Below are 17,176 nucleotides of genomic sequence, written 5' to 3'. Positions count from 1 at the left end.
ACCAGCGAACGAGCACTCAGCCGAGGCTGCGGCCGTGGGCCCGCAGCGTCAGCAGAGCCTTGAGCGTCACCAGCGGACGGCCCTCCAGAGCTGTGCCCGGTGCCCACTGCCGCCAGTTCAACGGCCAGCCGCCGTCCGCCTGCTGCTCCGACGCCAGATGGTCGAGGGAGCGTTCCAGCTCCTCGTCGGTGAACCAGCGACGGGCGAGCGAATCGGGTGTACGGGCGTAGTCGTACGGGAAGTGCTGCTCACCCGGTGCATATCCGGCCGCCACCGGGTACTCCGCGCGCCGCTGCGGATCCAGCACGGCCAGCCGCTGTTCCCGCACCAGCCGTCCGAGGCGGTCCGCCGCGGCCTCCGCCCGGGGCCGGTCCGGTGCACCGTCCAAGAAGGCGACCGCCGCCTCGATCTCGTACGGATGCGAGTGCTCCAGTGCGTCGACCGCCGCCCAGCAGAAGTCGGTGGCCCGGAAGAGCCAGGCGTGCCAGACCGCATTACGGTGCAGCAGCCCGACGACGGGACCGGTGGCGAGCAGCTCCGCCGGCGGGTCGTCGGCGAGCGGGATGAACGGCGCGGCCGGATAGCCTCGCTGCGAGGGCAGGAGGGCGGGCAGCGCACCCTCCTTGGTCGACACATCGGTCAGGAAGCGGCAGATCCGTTCCACCCGCAGACCGCTGCAGCGCCCGATTGAGTCGAGCACGTTCAGCGCATGGGCCGTGTGCAGCGGCTGGCTGACGGGGCCCCGCAGATCGGGTTCGAGTGCGTGACCGTATCCGCCGTCCTCGTTGAGATAAGCGGTGAGCGCGGTCTCCACGGCGTCGGCGCTTCCAGCCAGGAAGTGGTGGGCGAACCTTCGCTGTTCGAGGACACGGGCCGTGAGCCAGATGAACTGCTCGGCGCGGTTGAGGGAGCTTGCTCCTGTTCCAGCCATGGACCGACCGTAGGCCGGTAAGCGCTCTCGACATGTCGTAGCGGCATGGCTGCACTCTCAGGAGCGGGATACTGAAGTCATGCGGTTGACGATTTTCTGGGAACGGATGGAAGACCACTTCGGCGCGGGGTACGCCGACTCCTTCGCGCGCGATCATGTGATGGCCGAGCTCGGCGGGCGGACGGTGCACCAGGCGCTGGCCGCCGGCTGGGAGGCGAAGGACGTCTGGCGCGGGGTCTGCACGGCGGTCGGCATCCCCGCCGACAAGCGCTGACGAACCGCTCGTCCCCGCGGGACCGCACCCGCTCTCCGGGGCGGGCGGCCGGCTGTCGCAGCCGTGGGCGAGACTGGGTCCGTGGCACTGACAGACGAGACCGCCCAGACCCCGCCCGTCCCCACTCCGCCCGTCCCGCCGGCCGCGCCACCGACTCAGCCGTCCGGCGCCGGGGCGGCCCGAATGCCTGCGTGGCTGCCGCGCGCCATGGTCCTCGCCCTGGCGCTCTATGCCTGCTTCCGGCTCGGCAGCTGGGCTTTCGACCAGCTCATCGGGCTGTTGATCAACGTGCTGATCGCCTTCTTCCTGGCGCTCGCCATAGAACCCGCGGTGGGCCGGATGTCGGCGCGCGGTATGCGTCGCGGCCTGGCGACCTTCCTGGTGTTCCTGGCGATCCTGATCGCCGGGGCCGGGTTCGTCGTACTGCTCGGATCAATGCTCGCGGGCCAGATCGTCGAGATGGTCGAGGAGTTCCCCAAGTACCTGGACTCGGTGATCAACTGGGTCAACCAGAACTTCCACACCGAGCTCTCGCGCGTCGAGGTGCAGGACAGCCTGCTGCACTCCGACTGGTTGCAGAAGTACGTCCAGAACAGTGCGACCGGTGTGCTCGATGTCTCCACCACCGTGCTCGGCGGACTGTTCCGACTGCTGACGATCTCCCTGTTCTCGTTCTACTTCGCGGCCGACGGCCCCCGGCTGCGCCGCGGTCTCTGCTCCGTACTGCCGCCCGCTCGGCAAACCGAGGTCCTGCGGGCCTGGGAGATCGCGGTCGACAAGACCGGTGGCTATCTCTACTCGCGCGGGCTGATGGCTCTCATCTCCGGGATCGCCCACTACATACTGCTGGTGTTCCTCGATGTGCCGTACGCGCCGGCCCTCGCGGTCTGGGTCGGTCTCGTCTCGCAGTTCATCCCCACGATCGGTACGTATCTGGCGGGCGCCCTGCCGATGCTGATCGCGTTCACCATCGACCCCTGGTACGCCCTGTGGGTGCTCGGATTCGTGGTGATCTACCAGCAGTTCGAGAACTATGTACTGCAGCCCAAGCTCACCTCCAAGACCGTCGACATCCATCCGGCGGTCGCCTTCGGATCGGTCATCGCCGGTACGGCGCTGATGGGCGCCGTGGGCGCGCTGATCGCGATCCCGGCCGTCGCGACGTTGCAGGCGTTCCTGGGCGCCTATGTGAAGCGCTACGACGTGACGGACGACCCACGGGTCCACGGCCGTCACCAGCGGCGGCGCGGTGAGTCGTTGTTCTCGCGGCTGCGCCGCGCGACCCGGGATCCCGGGAGCGACGGCGGAGAGGACGCGGAGCGACCGGAAGCACCGGGTCCGCGGCCGCGGGGCTGAGCGACGGCGCGACGCGGGAGTTCCGGCGCGGTGCGGGACCGCCGGCGGGGCGCGCGAGGCCGGGCGCGGTGCGGCGTTCTCGCAGGGTGCTCAGCGATAGTCGCAGGGAGCTCAGCGATAGCCCGTCACGTCGGCCGGCCGGCCCGCGTCCTGGACTTCGGGGACGTACCTCCAGGCATCGGGCCGGCTGCCGTCCAGATCGGTGAAGCCGTAGACCCGCGCCAAACTGCCCGCTGGACAGCGACTGCCCGTTCCAGCGCGCCACCCCGGGGTCCTGCGCGAGCGCGGCCACGGCGCGGCCGACGAAGGCCGGACTCTCGGAGATCGCGAAGTGGGGTGCGTGGGTGATCGCGTCGCGCCAGTTCGCTTCGGTGACGCCATGGGCGTCCAGCATCGCTTCGGACCGCAGCCAGCCGGGCGTGAGCGACACCGCGGTCGCGCCGTGGGGCTTCAGCTCGTGCGCGAGGGCGAACGCCATCCGGTTCACCGATGCCTTGGCCAGGTCGTAGAAGAAGGAGACCCGGTAGTGAGCGGCGTTGTACTCGTCGGTGCCGTCGGTCACCTCGACGACCAGGCCCCCTGGCTGCTCGATGAGGAGCGGGAGCGCGTAGTGGCTGGTGATGGCGTGTGTGTCGACGGCCAGACGCAGGGTGTGCAGCCCCGTCTCCAGCGAGGATTCCCAGACCGACCTGTCCCACTCGATCTCGGCTCCCCAGATGTCGTTCACGAGGACGTGCAGGTGTCCCTGGTCGCGCCGGATGCGCGTCACGAGCGCGCTGACCTCCGAGGGCACGAGGTGGTCCACCCGGACCGGGATCCCGTGGCCGCCCGCCTCGTCCACGAGAGCTGCGGTCTCCTCGATGGTCTCCGGGCGGTTCATCTCCGACCGCTGGGTCGTGGTTGACCGCCCGGTCACATAGACGGTTGCTCCGGCCGCTCCCAGCTGAACGGCGATCCCACGGCCCGCACCTCGCGTGGCCCCGGCGACCAGGGCCACTCTCCCTGCCAGCGATGTCCCCATACGGCCGGAATCTAGCATGATGTTGACCACTTGATCTTGACTCGTCAAGTGTAGAGTGCTAGGGCGCTATTCTGGGGGCAGGTCGGTCCGGCGCGGTGTGCTTGACACCAAAATCGAACATCCATTCTCATGGGATTCCGGCCGGGTTTTCCCGGGCCCGACCGTGGAGTTGTCCACAGGCCGGGAGGACGTCGAGGCCCATTGTCAGTGGCAGGGGTTAGCGTCTTTGACGTGAAGCGATCGACTCAAGCAAATCGGGTGGAACCCATGGCAGGAACCGACCGCGAGAAGGCGTTGGACGCCGCACTCGCACAGATTGAACGGCAATTCGGCAAGGGCGCGGTGATGCGCCTCGGTGAGCGGCCGAACGAGCCCATCGAGGTGATCCCCACCGGGTCGACCGCACTCGACGTCGCCCTCGGCGTCGGCGGACTGCCGCGCGGCCGTGTGGTGGAGGTGTACGGGCCGGAGTCCTCCGGTAAGACGACGCTGACGCTGCACGCGGTGGCGAATGCACAGCGGCTCGGCGGCTCGGTGGCCTTCATCGACGCGGAGCACGCCCTCGACCCCGAGTATGCGAAGAAGCTCGGTGTCGACATCGACAACCTCATCCTGTCCCAGCCGGACAACGGTGAGCAGGCGCTCGAGATCGTGGACATGCTGGTCCGCTCGGGCGCTCTCGACCTGATCGTCATCGACTCCGTCGCGGCACTCGTGCCCCGTGCGGAGATCGAGGGTGAGATGGGCGACTCGCACGTCGGTCTGCAGGCCCGACTGATGAGCCAGGCACTCCGCAAGATCACCAGCGCGCTCAACCAGTCCAAGACCACCGCGATCTTCATCAACCAGCTCCGCGAGAAGATCGGTGTGATGTTCGGCTCCCCGGAGACCACGACCGGTGGCCGGGCGCTGAAGTTCTACGCATCGGTGCGCCTCGACATCCGTCGTATCGAGACGCTGAAGGACGGCACCGACGCCGTCGGCAACCGCACCCGCGTCAAGGTCGTCAAGAACAAGGTCGCGCCGCCCTTCAAGCAGGCCGAGTTCGACATCCTCTACGGCCAGGGCATCAGCCGTGAGGGCGGCCTGATCGACATGGGCGTGGAGCACGGCTTCGTGCGCAAGGCGGGCGCCTGGTACACGTACGAGGGCGACCAGCTCGGCCAGGGCAAGGAGAACGCCCGCAACTTCCTCAAGGACAACCCCGATCTCGCCAACGAGATCGAGAAGAAGATCCTCGAGAAGCTGGGCATCGGTGTCAGGCCGGAGGCGGCTCTCTCCGCCGAACCCGGTGCGGACGCGGCGGGCGGCGCGGCGGCTGCGGCCGACAGCGCGGCGAAGTCGGTGCCCGCTCCGGCCGGCAAGGCGAAGCCGGCCAAGACTGCGGCGGCCAAGAGCTAGACCGTGACACGTCGTACGGAGTGGCCGGGCAGTGACGCCGAGCCCGCCCCCGACTCCGGCGCCGGTCCCGATTACGGCACCGGCTCGGGCGGAGGGTTCGGCGAGGGCGCGGGCCGTCGGGCCCGCTCCCGTTCCAGGAGCAGCGGCTCCCCTTCCTCGTCGAGGGCCGAGAAGGGGGAGCCGCGAGACCCGGTCGAGCAGGCGCGCAACATCTGTCTGCGTCTGCTCACCGGGACCCCGCGCACCCGCAAGCAACTTGCGGACGCACTGCGGAAGCGGGAGATCCCGGATGAGGCAGCCGAAGAGGTGCTGTCGCGCTTCGAGGACGTCGGGCTCATCGACGATGCGGCGTTCGCGGACGCCTGGGTGGAATCCCGGCACCACGGCCGGGGCCTGGCCCGTCGTGCTCTTGTGCGGGAGCTGCGCACCAAGGGGGTGGACTCGGCGGTGATCGACGAGGCGATCGGTCAGCTCGACTCCGAGCAGGAGGAAGAGACCGCCCGGGAGCTCGTCGTGCGCAAGCTGCGCTCCACCCGCGGCCTGGACCGCGACAGGCGTCTGCGCCGCCTGGCGGGCATGCTCGCGCGCAAGGGGTACGGGGAGGGTATGGCCTTGCGTGTGGTGCGTCAGGCGCTCGAAGAAGAGGGTGAGGACACGGAAGGTCTCGACGAGCCGTTCTGACGGGGCGCTCATCGACGACGGTGGGTGCATCGAGGGTTGGGCTCAGAGGCGCGGCGGGGGAGGCGCGGCCGTTGCGCGGTGGGTGGCGCGCAGGAGTCAGTGTCCGGCGAACGAGGCGCGCCGGATGGTGGCGTCCAGCAGGGCGAGGGCATCCGATGCGGTGCGGCTGGGGTGGCGGTTCCATGGGCCGATGAGGTCGGTCCAGCCCTGCGAGCGGAGTTCCGCGATGAGCCAGGCGCCGGCCCGGTCAACGGTGTCGAGGGAGCCGTAACCCAGACGGTGCGCGGTGAGGAGGGCGCCGCAGATGCAGCGTGCGCCGCGGGCGTTCCGCAGCCGGTACGGGGTGTTCTGCCAGCCCCACTCGGTCAGGATCTGCCGTGCGTAGGCGAGGTGGGTGGAAGGCCGCAGTTCGGGCTGCCCGATGCGACGCCAGGCGTGGAGCCGGTCCGGGAGGATCGCGCCGAGTCGTCCGGGGAGAGGACGCTCGCGCGGCGGGGCCGGGGGCAGGGCGCGAACCGAGTCGGCGATCAGCTGGTCGACCGGCACGGACAGCAGATCGCGCCAGTCGGCCGGGTGCCGGTCCGGCGGGTGCGGCGCGCTGTCGGGCGAGACAGGACGCACGGGTTCGGGGGTGGTGACGTCCCAGCCCGCGACGATCTGCTGCCAGGCCTCGGTGTCGTAGAGACGTGCGGCCTGACGGTCGAGCTGGTCGGGGGTGAGGGTGATGGTCGGCATCGGTGCGACGTCTCCGTCATGTCAGTCCTAGGTGTTGGGGTAAATGTCCACCTTGTGCCGTATTTGCTCCACTGAGGTAAGGCGTTCGGGTGTGTCGGGGCTGAGATCCGGGGGACATGAGAGCCGCCGAGGGGGGCTAGCCCCCGCACGAAGACGCAGGCATGCTCCAGTGCACAGGCATCTGTGCACAGAGCACTGTGTGACGCATGGCAGACAAGCCCGGCGGTACCGAAATCACAGAGCTGGCCGCTCTCAAGGCGCTCGCTCAGCCGCGACGCCAGCAGATCCTTCAGCACCTCACCCTGCACGGCCCGGCGACATCCGCGATCCTTGCCCGCGTCCTGGAGCTGAACACCGGGGCCACCAGCTATCACCTGCGTGAGCTCGCCAGGTACGGGTTTGTGGAGGACGCCGCGGTCAAGGAACCGGGCAGCCGACGGGCGAGGTGGTGGCGGGCTGTTCCCGGCGACCGGCGCTTCCCGCCCCGTTCCCGCCAGAGCCCCGAGGTGCGGCTCGTCATGGACGAGCTGAACCGCCATGCATACGCCGCCGACCTCGCCCTCTTCGAGCGGCTCCAGCGCGACGGTGGCGAGTCGGGTGGCGACCTGGGCGAGTGGGCCGATGCGTTCCCGTACTCGCGGGGATCCATCCGGCTCACGCTTCCCGAACTCCGCGCGTTCTTCGAGGAGTTCATCGCCCTCATGAACCGCTACAAGCGGCCCGACGCCGACGTCCCGCCGGGCGCCCGTACTGTCCACACCCGGCTGCTCGCCTTCCCGGCCCCTTTCCAGCCCCCGGCGAACGACGGCGCGGACGACAACAGAAGAGAGACGGACGCATCATGATGCTGCGCTATGCCCTACGGACAATTCGGGACCGCAAGGGCGGGTTCCTGGGTGCCCTACTGGCGCTGATGTGCGCCGCCGCCCTCATCACCGCCTGTGGCACGCTTCTGGAGACCGGACTGCGCGGAAGGATCGCCACGGAGCGCTATGCCGCGGCTCCGCTCGTCGTCTCCGCCGACCAGAACATCCACCGGACCACCGTCAAGCACAAGGGCAACGGAGAGACGAAGGCCAAGCACAAAGCGAAACCCGTCGCCGAGCGCGCCTGGCTCCCCGGGGCCACCGCCGACCGGATCCGGCCTCTGGAAGGCGTACGCCAGGTGATCCCCGAGCTCACCTTCCTGGCCGAGCCGGTAGCCGAGCCCGTTGACCGGCCTTCATACGGACACTCCTGGGCGTCGGCCTCCCTCACTCCGTTCAAGCTCACCACGGGCCGAGCTCCTGCCACCGCAGACGACATCGTGATCGACCGAGGGTTCGCCGAGCGAGCCGGCCTGAAGCCAGGGGACCGGCTCACTGTGCAGTCCACCGGCGCTCCCCGCCCCTACCGCATCAGCGGCATCGCGGCCCCGGCCGGCCGCGGTGAGCTCCAGCAGCAGACCTCCCTGTTCTTCTTCGCCACCGAGGCCGAGCGGCTCGCCGCCCGCCCCGGCCAGGTCACCGCCCTCGGAGTGCTGCCCACGCCCAACACGGACCTCACCGAGCTGAAGCGGCAGGTCGAGCGAGCACTCAAGGGCACCACCGCACAGGTGGCCACGGGTGACGACCGCGGTCCGGTCGAGTTCCTGGACGCCGCCGGCGCCCGCATCAAGCTCGTTTCGATGGGCGGCGCGATGGGTGGCACCTCGCTCCTCGTCGCGATCCTTGTGGTCGTAGGCACCTTTGCGCTCTCCATTCAGCAGCGCCACCGCGAACTGGCACTGCTGCGCGCCATCGCCGCCACATCGCGCCAGATACGCCGTCTCCTCGGCCGTGAGGCGCTGATCGTCGGAGCCGTGGCCGGTGTGCTGGGCTCGCTGGTCGGACTGCCGCTCACCACCTGGCTGCACAGCCGATTCATCGACATGGGGGCGATTCCCGCGAACCTGGAACGCACCGCGGGCATCTACCCGGCCGTCGTCGCCGTCGCCGTTACCCTCCTCGGAGCCTGGTCAGCCGCCTGGATCTCCGGCCGCCGGATCGCCCGTATCCACCCGGCCGAAGCCATGGCCGAGTCCGCGGTCGAGCGTGACCGGCCGGCCCGGGGCCGGATCGCCGCCGGTCTGGTGCTGCTCGTGGGCGGCGCAGTCCTCGTCGCCGTACTCAGCGGTCTCCGTACCGAGGCGGCCTCGACCCCGGTCACCTTCCTGGCCGTCGTGGTGCTGGCCACGGCAGTGTCGCTGCTCGGTCCGCTCCTCATCAGGACGGCGTCGGCGCTGCTCGCGGGACCGCTTCGACTGGCCGGTTCCGGCGGCACTCTCGCCACCGCGAACATCCGCGGAAACTCGACCCGGATGGCCGCCGTCGTCACCCCGCTCACCCTGCTCATCGGGATGACCTGCACGGTTCTCTTCGTCCAGCCGACCCTCGGAGGTGCCGCCCGCACCCAGGCCCGAGAAGGTACCCGTGCCACCTGGGTCCTGGCCGCGCAGGGCCCTGGAATCCCGTCCGTCGCCGCCGAGGCCGTCCGTACGACCCGGGGCGTCACGGCCGCCACCGAGGTCGTACGCACCACTGTCCGCGTCGGACTCGACAAGTACCAGGCCCAGGGCGTCACGCAGGCCGGTCTCAGCCGCACCTGGGATCCCGAGGTGACCGGCGGTTCGCTCGCGGACTTCGCGGCGGGTCCCCGCACCGCCGCGGTCAGTGAACTCGCCGCAGAGCAGTTGGGACTGCACCCCGGCAGCACACTGAGACTGCACCTCGGCGACGGGACGCCCGCCACCCTCACCGTCGCGGCCGTCTACGCCCGCGGCCTGGGTTTCGGCGACCTGACCCTGCCCCACGACCTGGTCGCCCGCCATATGGACAACCCCCTTGCTGCCACGGTCCTGGTCGCCGGGGACAGCGACCGCGGCCGACTCGCTGCCGCACTGAAGAAATTCCCCGGCATCGCCGTGCTCGCCCCTGCCGCTGCCGACCAGCTCCAGGCAGAGCGGCAGCAGGAGAACTCCGAGGTCAACTATCTCGCCATGGGCCTGATCCTGGCCTTCACCGCGATCGCGGTCGTCAACACCCTTGCCATGTCGGTGTCCGAACGGATCAAGGAGTTCGCCATGCTCCGTCTGGCCGGTGCCACCCGGCGCCAGGTCCTGCGGATACTTCGTATCGAGGCGCTGTCGCTCCTGCTGATCGCCGCCGTCCTCGGTACCGGCATCGCACTCGCCGTACTCACCGCCTTCAGCATCGGCATGACCGGCAGCGCGCGGCCGACCGTCACGCCGGTGGTGTACGCGACGGTGGTGGGCGCAGCCGCGCTGCTGGTGCTGGTTGCCTCCGCGCTGCCCGGCCGGGTGGCCCTGAAGGCCCGCCCGGTGGAGGTGGCTGCTTCCAAGCAGTGACCCGCCGGTGGCCGTGCGGCCGGTTTCCCGCACGGGCACCCCGGCCGCAGCTGTCACCCGTCAGGCGTCGACCGGAAGCCCCGCCGCACGCCACGCCTGGAACCCGCCGATCAGGTCCGTCGCCCGGTGCAGTCCCAATTGCCGCAGGGATGCGACCGCGAGACTCGACGCGTAGCCCTCGTTGCACACCACCACCACCTGCAAGTCATGGCTGTCCGCCTCCGGCGCGCGATGGCTGCCGTGCGGGTCGAGGCGCCACTCCAGCTCGTTGCGCTCGACGACCAGCGCCCCCGGAATCAGTCCGTCCCGGTCGCGCAGCGCCGCATAGCGGATGTCCACCAGCAGGGCCCCGTCCGAGGCGGCGGCCGCCGCCTCGTGCGGACCGATCCGGTCGAACCCGGCCCGGACCCGCTCCAGCAGCTCCTCGATTCCCACCCGCTCCGTACCGCCGTTCCGGTCGCCGCTCACTGCCAGTCCTCCGGGTGCTCGACGTGCTCGAGACGGAGTACCGCGCCCGTGCGGCTGTAGCGCCGGATCTGCGGCAGCGGCGGATAGTACGCATGGACGGAGACGGCGTGCTCGGTGTCGGACTCGTTCAGCACCTCGTGCACATGGTGCCGGCCGAACGCCCTGCCCTGACCGGTCGACAGCTGCCGGGACCGATCGACGCCTTCGGCCAGTTCAAGCGTCTTCCAGCCGTCGGTGGGCAGCCGCACCGCGAGCGACTGCTCCTTCAGGGTGCCGGCCGCCGTGCTGAAGGCACCGAGCGAGTCGGCGTGGTCGTGCCAGCCGGTGCCGGTGCCCGGCGGCCAGCCGATCAGCCAGGCCTCACTGCCACCGGGCCCGTCGAGCCGGATCCAGGTACGGCCTTCGGGATCGAGGGGGAGTGCGGCGATGAGATCGGTGTCCGCCGCCGTGCGGCGGACGAATTCGAGCAGCTCCGCGGCTGTGGGGCCGAGTCCGGCACCGGAGTGCGGACCGGAGAGAGGCGTGCGCAGGGAGGGCGAAGGAGAGCGAGAGGCAGACACAGGGACCGTCCTGGGAGTTCGCGTGTGATGCCCGGGGTGCGACAGGGCGCACACCGCAGCAGGAAGAGGCGATTCAGCAGGACGGACGACACACGCAGCCCGCGTAGCGGACGAGGTCCATATGGACCCTCCGCCACAGGCGCACATCGGTGTCGGTCACGTTTCGGAGTACACCATGTGCCGCCTGCGGGGGTCAATTGATGTCTGCGGTCTGGTCAGCCCGTACGGACGCACGGGGCTCACCGCCGCGCGCCGCGTTCGCCGCCGCGAAAAGTTCCGCCGGCCGGACCCCGGTGAACGACGCCACCAGGTGTCCGTCCGGCCGGACCAGCAGCACGGTGTGGGCCGATGCCCCGGGGTAGGCCTCGGTCACGAGGAGCTCGCCCTTCACCGGCAAGGCGTCGACCGCCTCGACGAGCCGGGGCATCACGCCCGCCATCAGCCAGTGCCGTCGGTCCCACACCCCGGTCCCCGGAGCGACCAGCAGCACCAGCAGATGCCCCTGCCCCAGCCGCTCGCGCAGTCGTACGGTCGTGCCGTCGGGCGCCGTCACCCGCACATCGGCAACCGGCGCACCGGGGGGCGTACCGACCGTTGTGTGCGCCTCGGCGCGTGGAGGTGCAAGGGGGGAGTGCGTGTACGAGGGGGGCGCACCGAGCGGGCCGCAGCCCAGATGACCGTCGGCGAGCAGCGAATCGTGCCCGCGTGCGCCCCCCGGAAGCAATGTCCGCAGACCTCCGCCACCACGCAGTATCGGCAGCGACTGGTCCGCGGCGCGCAGCCGCGAGGCGACCGCGGCCCGGCGCTCCGTCTGGTAGCTGTCGAGCAGTACGTCCGAGGCACCGTGATGCCAGGCCTGTGCCAGCTTCCAGGCCAGGTTCTCGGCGTCCCGCAGCCCCTCGTCGAGCCCCTGCGTGCCCAGGGCGCCCAGCAGATGTGCGGCGTCCCCGGCCAGGAAGGCCCGCCGGACACGCCAGCGCCGGGCCAGCCGGTGGTGCAGGGTGTAGACGCCAGTGTCCAGGAGTTCGTACGGGGGCGTCTCGCCGCCGCACCAGCCGGCGAGGGTGTCTCGCACCCGGGTGATCAGGGCGTCGGGCGTGACGAGCTCGCCGCGCGGCGGAAGCAGCCAGTCCAGCCGCCACACTCCGTCCGGCAGCGGCCGCGCGGTCACCTCGGCGCCGCCGCTGCGCCACGGCGGCAGCCGGTGCAGCACGGCCTGCCCGGGCCAGGGCAGCTCGGTGCGCAGCGCGGCGACGGCATGCCGCTCCACCGCCGTGCGTCCGGGGAACCTGATGTCCAGGAGCTTGCGCACGGTGGACCTGGCGCCGTCGCAGCCGACCAGGTAACTCCCGCGCCACCACGTCGAGTCGGGCTCCCTGGTGTGCACCGTGACGCCGGCCGGGTCCTGCTCCAGGGTGTCGATCCGGCTGAGCGGTGCCATCTGGACCAGCTCCTGCCGGGCGACCGCGTCCCGCAGCCCGCGCGTCAGTGCATGCTGGGGCACGTGGACCGGGGTCGGCAGCTGATCACCGTACGGGGAGTCCTCGCCGAGCCGCAGTTCGCGTACCAGCTGCTTGCGCCGCATGGACCGCCAGCCCGACCACTGGACGCCCTGGTCCCGGAGCGTCGCGCACCCGAGCCGCTCCACCAGCGCCGCGGTGTCCTCACGCAGCACCACGGTCCGGGCAGGACGCGTCTCGTCCTTCCCCGCGTCCTCGTCGAGAAGTACGGAGGGCACGCCCTGCGCGGCGAGGGCGAGCGACAGCACCAGGCCGACGGGCCCGGCACCGACGACGATCACCGGGTCCACGGCGCGACTCCCTGGGCCCGTGCGGTCGTAAGGGTGGTGGCGGATGTGGAAGCGAGCATTCGGTCGGCGATCACAGAACGTATGCAACCCACTGCCGGTGCTTGCGTCAAGTGACGCCGGAACGCGGCGAGGGGCGCCGGTGCATGCACCGGCGCCCCTGCGGGGAGATTGTCGACGAACCGTCAGACGGCGCGTCCGTCATCGACGATGAGCGTCGGCACACCGATGGTCTCCAGACCGCCGGCGGTTCCGGCACCGACCACGGCGCCCGTGCTCTTCTTCCTGCGCCGCAACCGGCCCTCCAGCCAGCCCGCGAACGAGGTGAGCGCGAAGTTCACCGCGATGTAGATCACCGCGACGATCGTGAAGCACGCGATGGTGTTCGCGCCGTAGTTCGCACTCATGGGGCGGACCGACGCCAGCAGCTCGGGGAAGGTCAGCACCGCGCCGCCGAGGGCGGTGTCCTTCACGATCACGACGATCTGACTGACGATCGCGGGCAGCATGGCGGTCACGGACTGCGGCAGCAGCACGTACAGCATGGTCTGGCCCTTGCGCATACCGATCGCCTTGGCCGCGTCCGTCTGGCCCTGGGGAAGGGAGTTGATGCCCGCCCTCACGATTTCGGCGAGCACCGAGGCGTTGTAGAGCACCAGACCGGTCACCACGGCGTACAACGGCCGCACATCGGTGCTGATGTTCGTGTACTCCGAGTACGCAGCGTTCGCGGTGATCATCAGGATCAGGACCGGGATGGCGCGGAAGAACTCCACGACTACACCGGCCGGTATCCGCACCCACCGGTGGTCCGAGAGCCGGCCGATACCGAAGAGGGCACCCAGCGGCAGGGCGATGGCCAGGGCGAACGCCGCTGCCTTCAAGGTGTTCTGCAGTCCCGGCCAGATGTAGGTCTGCCAGGGCTGTGAGCTCGTGAAGAACGGCTTCCACTTGATCCAGTCGAGCTGGTGCTTGGAGGCCAGGCTGTCGTACACCCACCACACGGCGACAGCGGCGACGATCAGGAACAGGACCGTGTACAGGATGTTGCGCTGCTTGGCGCGCGGACCCTGGGCGTCGTAGAGGACGGAAGTCATCGCTTCACCGCCACCTTCTTGCTCACCCAGCCGAGGATCAGGCCGGTCGGGAGGGTCAGACAGACGAATCCGAACGCGAAGACGGCGGCGATCAGGACCAGCTGTGCCTCGGCCTCGATCATGCCCTTCATCAGGTACGCGGCCTCGGCCACGCCGATCGCGGCGGCGACCGTGGTGTTCTTCGTCAGCGCGATCAGCACATTGGCCATCGGGTTGACGACCGAGCGGAAAGCCTGGGGGAGGACGATCAGGCGCAGTACCTGACTGAAGCTGAGCCCGAGTGCGCGCGCCGCCTCCGCCTGGCCGACCGGCACGGTGTTGATGCCCGAACGCAGCGCCTCACAGACGAAGGCCGAGGTATAGGCGATCAGCGCCAGCACCGCGAGCCGGAAGTTGATGTCCTTGAAGTCGCTCGCCCCGAGGCTGATGTTGAGCGTCTGGAAGAGGCCCAGGGACGAGAAGACGATGATGACGGTCAGAGGAATGTTCCGGACGACATTCACGTAGGCGGTGGCGAAACCGCGCATCAGGGGGACCGGGCTGACCTTCATGCCGGCCAGCAGCGTTCCCCATATGAGGGAGCCGAGGGCGGAGTAGACGGTGAGCTGCACCGTCACCCAGAAAGCCCCCAGCAGGTCGTAACCTTCAAGAAAGTCGAACACGATCTCCCGCGCTTCCGCGTGTAGGAGGGCATGGCGCGCCGCCGTTCACGGACGGCGCGCCCTGTCAGCCCTGCTTCACTTGACGACGTTGCCGATCTTCGGGGCGGGCTCGTTCTTGTAGTTCGCCGGACCGAAGTTGGCCTTCACGGCCTTGTCCCAGGAACCGTCCGAGACCATCTTGGTGAGCGCGTCGTCGATCTTCTTCTTGAGGTCGGCGTCGCCCTTCTTCAGGCCGATGCCGTAGTTCTCGTTGCTCATCTTGAAGCCGGCCAGCTTGAACTTCCCCTGGAAGTCCTTCTGCGAGGCGAAACCGGCCAGGATGCTGTCGTCCGTGGTGAGCGCGTCGACAGCCTTGTTCTCCAGGCCGGTGAGGCACTCGGAGTAGCCGCCGTACTCCTGCAGCTGGGCCTTGGGAGCCAGCTTCTCCTTGACGTTCTGCGCCGAGGTCGATCCGGTCACCGAGCACAGCTTCTTGCTGTTCAGGTCGGCCGGGGACTTGATCGAGGCGTCGTCGGCGCGGACGAGGATGTCCTGGTGCGCCAGCAGGTACGGACCCGCGAAGTCGACCTTCTGCAGACGCTCGTCGTTGATCGAGTAGGAGGCGGCGATGAACTTGACGTCACCGCGCTCGATCGCCGTCTCGCGGTCGGCGCTCTTGGTCTCCTTGAAGTCGATGTCCTTGGCGTCGTAGCCGAGTTCCTTGGCGATGTACGTGGCGACATCGACATCGAAACCGGTGAACTTGCCGTCGGGCGTCTTCAGGCCGATACCGGGCTGGTCGATCTTGATGCCGATCGTGATCTTCTTGCCGCCGCCCGCGGAGTCGCCGCCCTTGTCGTCGGAGGAGCCACAGGCGGTGGCGGTGAGAGCGAGCGCGAGCACGGCGGCCGATGCGGCGGTGACCTTACGAAGCTGCATGGTGAACTTCCCTAGAGTTGACGCGATGTGAGTGAACGGCTGATCCGGAAATCAGTGGTGCAGGATCTTCGAAAGGAAGTCCTTGGCACGGTCACTGCGCGGGTTGCTGAAGAACTGGTCCGGGGTTGCCTCTTCGACGATCTTCCCGTCCGCCATGAAGACGACGCGATTGGCCGCCGAGCGCGCGAAGCCCATCTCGTGGGTGACGACGACCATGGTCATGCCGTCCCGGGCGAGCTGCTGCATGACCTCCAGCACCTCGTTGATCATCTCCGGGTCGAGGGCAGAGGTCGGCTCGTCGAAGAGCATGACCTTGGGGTCCATCGCCAGCGCCCGTGCGATGGCCACCCGTTGCTGCTGCCCGCCGGAGAGCTGGGCAGGGTACTTGTCGGCCTGCGTCGCCACGCCCACCCGGTCGAGCAGCGACCGCGCCTTGTCCTCAGCAGCCGTCTTGTCCGCCTTGCGGACCTTGAGCTGCCCCAGCATCACGTTCTCGAGCACCGTCTTGTGCGCGAAGAGATTGAACGACTGGAAGACCATGCCGACGTCGGCACGCAGCCTGGCCAGCTCCTTGCCCTCATGGGGCAGTGGCTTGCCGTCGATAGAGATCGCGCCCGAGTCGATCGTCTCCAAGCGGTTGATCGTGCGGCACAGCGTGGACTTCCCGGACCCGGAAGGCCCGATGACGACCACGACCTCGCCCCGGGCGATGGTCAGGTCGATGTCCTGGAGCACATGCAGCGCGCCGAAGTGCTTGTTGACGTTGCTCAGTACGACAAGGTCGTTCGCCGCAGGTACGGCATCCTCGGCGGCCTTGGTCACTGAAACTCCGCTCATCGGCTTCTTGCTCCGTCCTCCTCGGTTGGGAAGGACCCTAATGACGCGGTGCGACCACCGTCATTACATCTGAGCGGAAATTGAGCATAACGATCCGGCGGCAACCGGACACACCGCGTGAACGGGACGATGCAAGAGGTAGCGGGGGCGTACCGGGTGCATAACGGAAACCTCGATGTAATGGGCGGGCTCTTGACTGACGTACCGGTCATCGGCGTGGATGCCCTGATAGGTCATGACGTGAAACACCCCGGAACGGGGAAGTACCGGGAAGTGTGGACAAGCGCTCGGAAGCGCTTGAAGACAGCACCGCGGGGGAGAGACCGCATCGCGGAGAGGAAGGGGGGCCATGAGACTGCTGCTCGTCGAGGACGACAACCATGTGGCGGCCGCCCTGTCCGCGGTGCTCGCCCGGCACGGTTTCCAGGTCGTGCACGCGCGCAGCGGTGAGGAGGCCCTCACCGCCCTTCTGCCCACGGACACGGAACCCTTCGGGGTCGTCCTCCTCGACCTCGGGCTGCCCGACCAGGACGGTTACGAGGTCTGCGGGAAGATTCGCAAGCGCTGTTCCATCCCCGTGATCATGGTGACCGCGCGGGCCGATGTCCGGTCGCGGATCCACGGCCTCAACCTCGGAGCGGACGACTACGTCGTCAAGCCGTACGACACCGGTGAACTCCTCGCCCGCATCCACGCGGTCAGCAGGCGCAAGTCGGTCGGCGAGGAAACGGTGCCGACGCCCGTCGCCGCCCTGCGGCTCGGCCATGTCCACATCGAGCTCCCGACCCGCCGGGTCAGTGTCGACGGCGCCGAAGTCCAGCTCACCCGCAAGGAGTTCGATCTGCTCGCGCTGCTCGCCCAGCGCCCGGGAGTGGTGTTCCGCCGGGAGCAGATCATCAGCGAGGTGTGGCGCACCAGCTGGGAGGGAACGGGCCGCACGCTCGAAGTGCATGTCGCGTCCCTGCGTTCCAAGTTGCGGCTGCCCGCACTGATCGAGACCGTGCGCGGGGTCGGCTACCGGCTCGTCGCCCCGTCCGCGTAAG

17 protein-coding genes and 1 pseudogene are annotated in these 17,176 nt (G+C 69.1%); 7 read left to right on the top strand and 11 right to left on the bottom strand.

Annotation, left to right across the window (positions count from 1 at the left end; genetic code table 11):
- Window positions 1-16: 16 nt before the first annotated feature.
- The gene (locus OG963_RS13620) at window positions 17-931 is read right to left on the bottom strand and encodes a hypothetical protein (RefSeq protein WP_093777368.1); all 915 of its coding nucleotides are present in this window, start codon (window positions 929-931) and stop codon (window positions 17-19) included.
- A 79-nt stretch (window positions 932-1,010) separates the two neighbouring features.
- Here OG963_RS13620 and OG963_RS13615 point away from each other — a divergent pair, with 79 nt between their 5' ends.
- Together OG963_RS13615 and OG963_RS13610 are read left to right on the top strand one after the other, a co-directional pair.
- Window positions 1,011-1,205, top strand: coding sequence for a DUF3046 domain-containing protein (locus tag OG963_RS13615; RefSeq protein ID WP_030927076.1), 195 nt, complete (start codon window positions 1,011-1,013; stop codon window positions 1,203-1,205).
- Window positions 1,206-1,388: 183 nt separating this feature from the next.
- Window positions 1,389-2,561, top strand: a complete 1,173-nt coding sequence (locus OG963_RS13610; protein WP_093777366.1) for an AI-2E family transporter — start codon at window positions 1,389-1,391, stop codon at window positions 2,559-2,561.
- A gap of 111 nt (window positions 2,562-2,672) precedes the next feature.
- Here OG963_RS13610 and OG963_RS13605 read toward each other — a convergent pair.
- A pseudogene (locus tag OG963_RS13605) lies at window positions 2,673-3,582 on the bottom strand (SDR family oxidoreductase).
- A 267-nt stretch (window positions 3,583-3,849) separates the two neighbouring features.
- Here OG963_RS13605 and recA point away from each other — a divergent pair.
- Window positions 3,850-4,983 carry a recombinase RecA gene (recA, locus tag OG963_RS13600; protein ID WP_030927082.1) on the top strand — a complete coding sequence of 378 codons (1,134 nt, stop codon included), beginning with the start codon at window positions 3,850-3,852 and terminating at the stop codon, window positions 4,981-4,983.
- 3 nt (window positions 4,984-4,986) lie between these two features.
- The gene (gene recX, locus OG963_RS13595) at window positions 4,987-5,664 is read left to right on the top strand and encodes a recombination regulator RecX (protein ID WP_030927083.1); all 678 of its coding nucleotides are present in this window, start codon (window positions 4,987-4,989) and stop codon (window positions 5,662-5,664) included.
- A gap of 96 nt (window positions 5,665-5,760) precedes the next feature.
- Here the strand turns inward: recX and OG963_RS13590 are convergent, their stop codons facing one another.
- Window positions 5,761-6,399, bottom strand: a complete 639-nt coding sequence (locus OG963_RS13590) for a hypothetical protein (protein ID WP_093777362.1) — start codon at window positions 6,397-6,399, stop codon at window positions 5,761-5,763.
- Window positions 6,400-6,605: 206 nt separating this feature from the next.
- Here OG963_RS13590 and OG963_RS13585 point away from each other — a divergent pair, with 206 nt between their 5' ends.
- Both OG963_RS13585 and OG963_RS13580 read left to right on the top strand, forming a co-directional pair.
- Window positions 6,606-7,244 carry a helix-turn-helix domain-containing protein gene (locus OG963_RS13585; protein ID WP_093777360.1) on the top strand — a complete coding sequence of 213 codons (639 nt, stop codon included), beginning with the start codon at window positions 6,606-6,608 and terminating at the stop codon, window positions 7,242-7,244.
- Window positions 7,241-9,784 carry an FtsX-like permease family protein gene (locus tag OG963_RS13580; protein WP_371798949.1) on the top strand — a complete coding sequence of 848 codons (2,544 nt, stop codon included), beginning with the start codon at window positions 7,241-7,243 and terminating at the stop codon, window positions 9,782-9,784. The genes OG963_RS13585 and OG963_RS13580 overlap by 4 nt, the downstream gene beginning before the upstream one ends.
- A 60-nt stretch (window positions 9,785-9,844) precedes the next feature.
- Here OG963_RS13580 and OG963_RS13575 read toward each other — a convergent pair whose 3' ends face one another.
- The 8 genes from OG963_RS13575 to OG963_RS13540 all read right to left on the bottom strand — a co-directional run bounded on the left by OG963_RS13575 (window position 9,845) and on the right by OG963_RS13540 (window position 16,133).
- On the bottom strand, window positions 9,845-10,252 hold the full coding sequence (locus OG963_RS13575; RefSeq protein ID WP_093777356.1) for a rhodanese-like domain-containing protein: 408 nt from the start codon (window positions 10,250-10,252) through the stop codon (window positions 9,845-9,847).
- A complete protein-coding gene (locus OG963_RS13570; RefSeq protein WP_371126463.1) occupies window positions 10,249-10,812 on the bottom strand; it encodes a cysteine dioxygenase in 564 nt (187 codons plus the stop codon). Before OG963_RS13570 ends, OG963_RS13575 begins: the two co-directional genes overlap by 4 nt.
- A gap of 73 nt (window positions 10,813-10,885) precedes the next feature.
- Window positions 10,886-10,957, bottom strand: coding sequence for a putative leader peptide (locus tag OG963_RS13565; RefSeq protein WP_309544753.1), 72 nt, complete (start codon window positions 10,955-10,957; stop codon window positions 10,886-10,888).
- Between the two features lie 48 nt (window positions 10,958-11,005).
- On the bottom strand, window positions 11,006-12,622 hold the full coding sequence (locus OG963_RS13560; RefSeq protein WP_093777354.1) for an FAD-dependent monooxygenase: 1,617 nt from the start codon (window positions 12,620-12,622) through the stop codon (window positions 11,006-11,008).
- A gap of 182 nt (window positions 12,623-12,804) precedes the next feature.
- Window positions 12,805-13,716: an amino acid ABC transporter permease gene (locus OG963_RS13555; RefSeq protein WP_093777353.1), complete on the bottom strand. Its 912-nt coding sequence runs from the start codon at window positions 13,714-13,716 to the stop codon at window positions 12,805-12,807.
- Window positions 13,713-14,378 (bottom strand): amino acid ABC transporter permease, encoded by a 666-nt coding sequence (locus tag OG963_RS13550; protein ID WP_093777351.1) that lies wholly within the window; start codon window positions 14,376-14,378, stop codon window positions 13,713-13,715. The genes OG963_RS13555 and OG963_RS13550 overlap by 4 nt, the downstream gene beginning before the upstream one ends.
- Before the next feature lie 75 nt (window positions 14,379-14,453).
- Entirely contained in the window at window positions 14,454-15,296 is an 843-nt protein-coding gene (locus tag OG963_RS13545; RefSeq protein ID WP_093777349.1) for a glutamate ABC transporter substrate-binding protein, read from the bottom strand.
- A 51-nt stretch (window positions 15,297-15,347) separates the two neighbouring features.
- Window positions 15,348-16,133, bottom strand: a complete 786-nt coding sequence (locus OG963_RS13540; RefSeq protein ID WP_093777347.1) for an amino acid ABC transporter ATP-binding protein — start codon at window positions 16,131-16,133, stop codon at window positions 15,348-15,350.
- A 349-nt stretch (window positions 16,134-16,482) separates the two neighbouring features.
- Here OG963_RS13540 and OG963_RS13535 point away from each other — a divergent pair, with 349 nt between their 5' ends.
- Complete coding sequence (locus OG963_RS13535; RefSeq protein ID WP_093777345.1) at window positions 16,483-17,175, top strand: response regulator transcription factor; 693 nt, start codon at window positions 16,483-16,485, stop codon at window positions 17,173-17,175.
- The last annotated feature ends 1 nt before the right edge of the window (window position 17,176 follow it).

The organism is Streptomyces sp. NBC_01707 (genome assembly GCF_041438805.1).
Taxonomy (GTDB): Bacteria; Actinomycetota; Actinomycetes; order Streptomycetales; family Streptomycetaceae; genus Streptomyces.
The sequence above is the reverse complement of the archived record's forward strand: the minus strand, read 5'-3'. Positions and strand labels throughout refer to the sequence as shown.

Excerpts from the sequence above, each read along its gene's own strand:
- OG963_RS13620 (WP_093777368.1), bottom strand. The coding sequence starts at position 931 with ATGGCTGGAACAGGAGCAAGCTCCCTCAACCGCGCCGAGCAGTTCATC.
- OG963_RS13615 (WP_030927076.1), top strand. The coding sequence starts at position 1,011 with ATGCGGTTGACGATTTTCTGGGAACGGATGGAAGACCACTTCGGCGCG.
- OG963_RS13610 (WP_093777366.1), top strand. The coding sequence starts at position 1,389 with ATGCCTGCGTGGCTGCCGCGCGCCATGGTCCTCGCCCTGGCGCTCTAT.
- recA (WP_030927082.1), top strand. The coding sequence starts at position 3,850 with ATGGCAGGAACCGACCGCGAGAAGGCGTTGGACGCCGCACTCGCACAG.
- OG963_RS13590 (WP_093777362.1), bottom strand. The coding sequence starts at position 6,399 with ATGCCGACCATCACCCTCACCCCCGACCAGCTCGACCGTCAGGCCGCA.
- OG963_RS13585 (WP_093777360.1), top strand. The coding sequence starts at position 6,606 with ATGGCAGACAAGCCCGGCGGTACCGAAATCACAGAGCTGGCCGCTCTC.
- OG963_RS13580 (WP_371798949.1), top strand. The coding sequence starts at position 7,241 with ATGATGCTGCGCTATGCCCTACGGACAATTCGGGACCGCAAGGGCGGG.
- OG963_RS13555 (WP_093777353.1), bottom strand. The coding sequence starts at position 13,716 with ATGACTTCCGTCCTCTACGACGCCCAGGGTCCGCGCGCCAAGCAGCGC.
- OG963_RS13545 (WP_093777349.1), bottom strand. The coding sequence starts at position 15,296 with ATGCAGCTTCGTAAGGTCACCGCCGCATCGGCCGCCGTGCTCGCGCTC.
- OG963_RS13540 (WP_093777347.1), bottom strand. The coding sequence starts at position 16,133 with ATGAGCGGAGTTTCAGTGACCAAGGCCGCCGAGGATGCCGTACCTGCG.
- OG963_RS13535 (WP_093777345.1), top strand. The coding sequence starts at position 16,483 with ATGAGACTGCTGCTCGTCGAGGACGACAACCATGTGGCGGCCGCCCTG.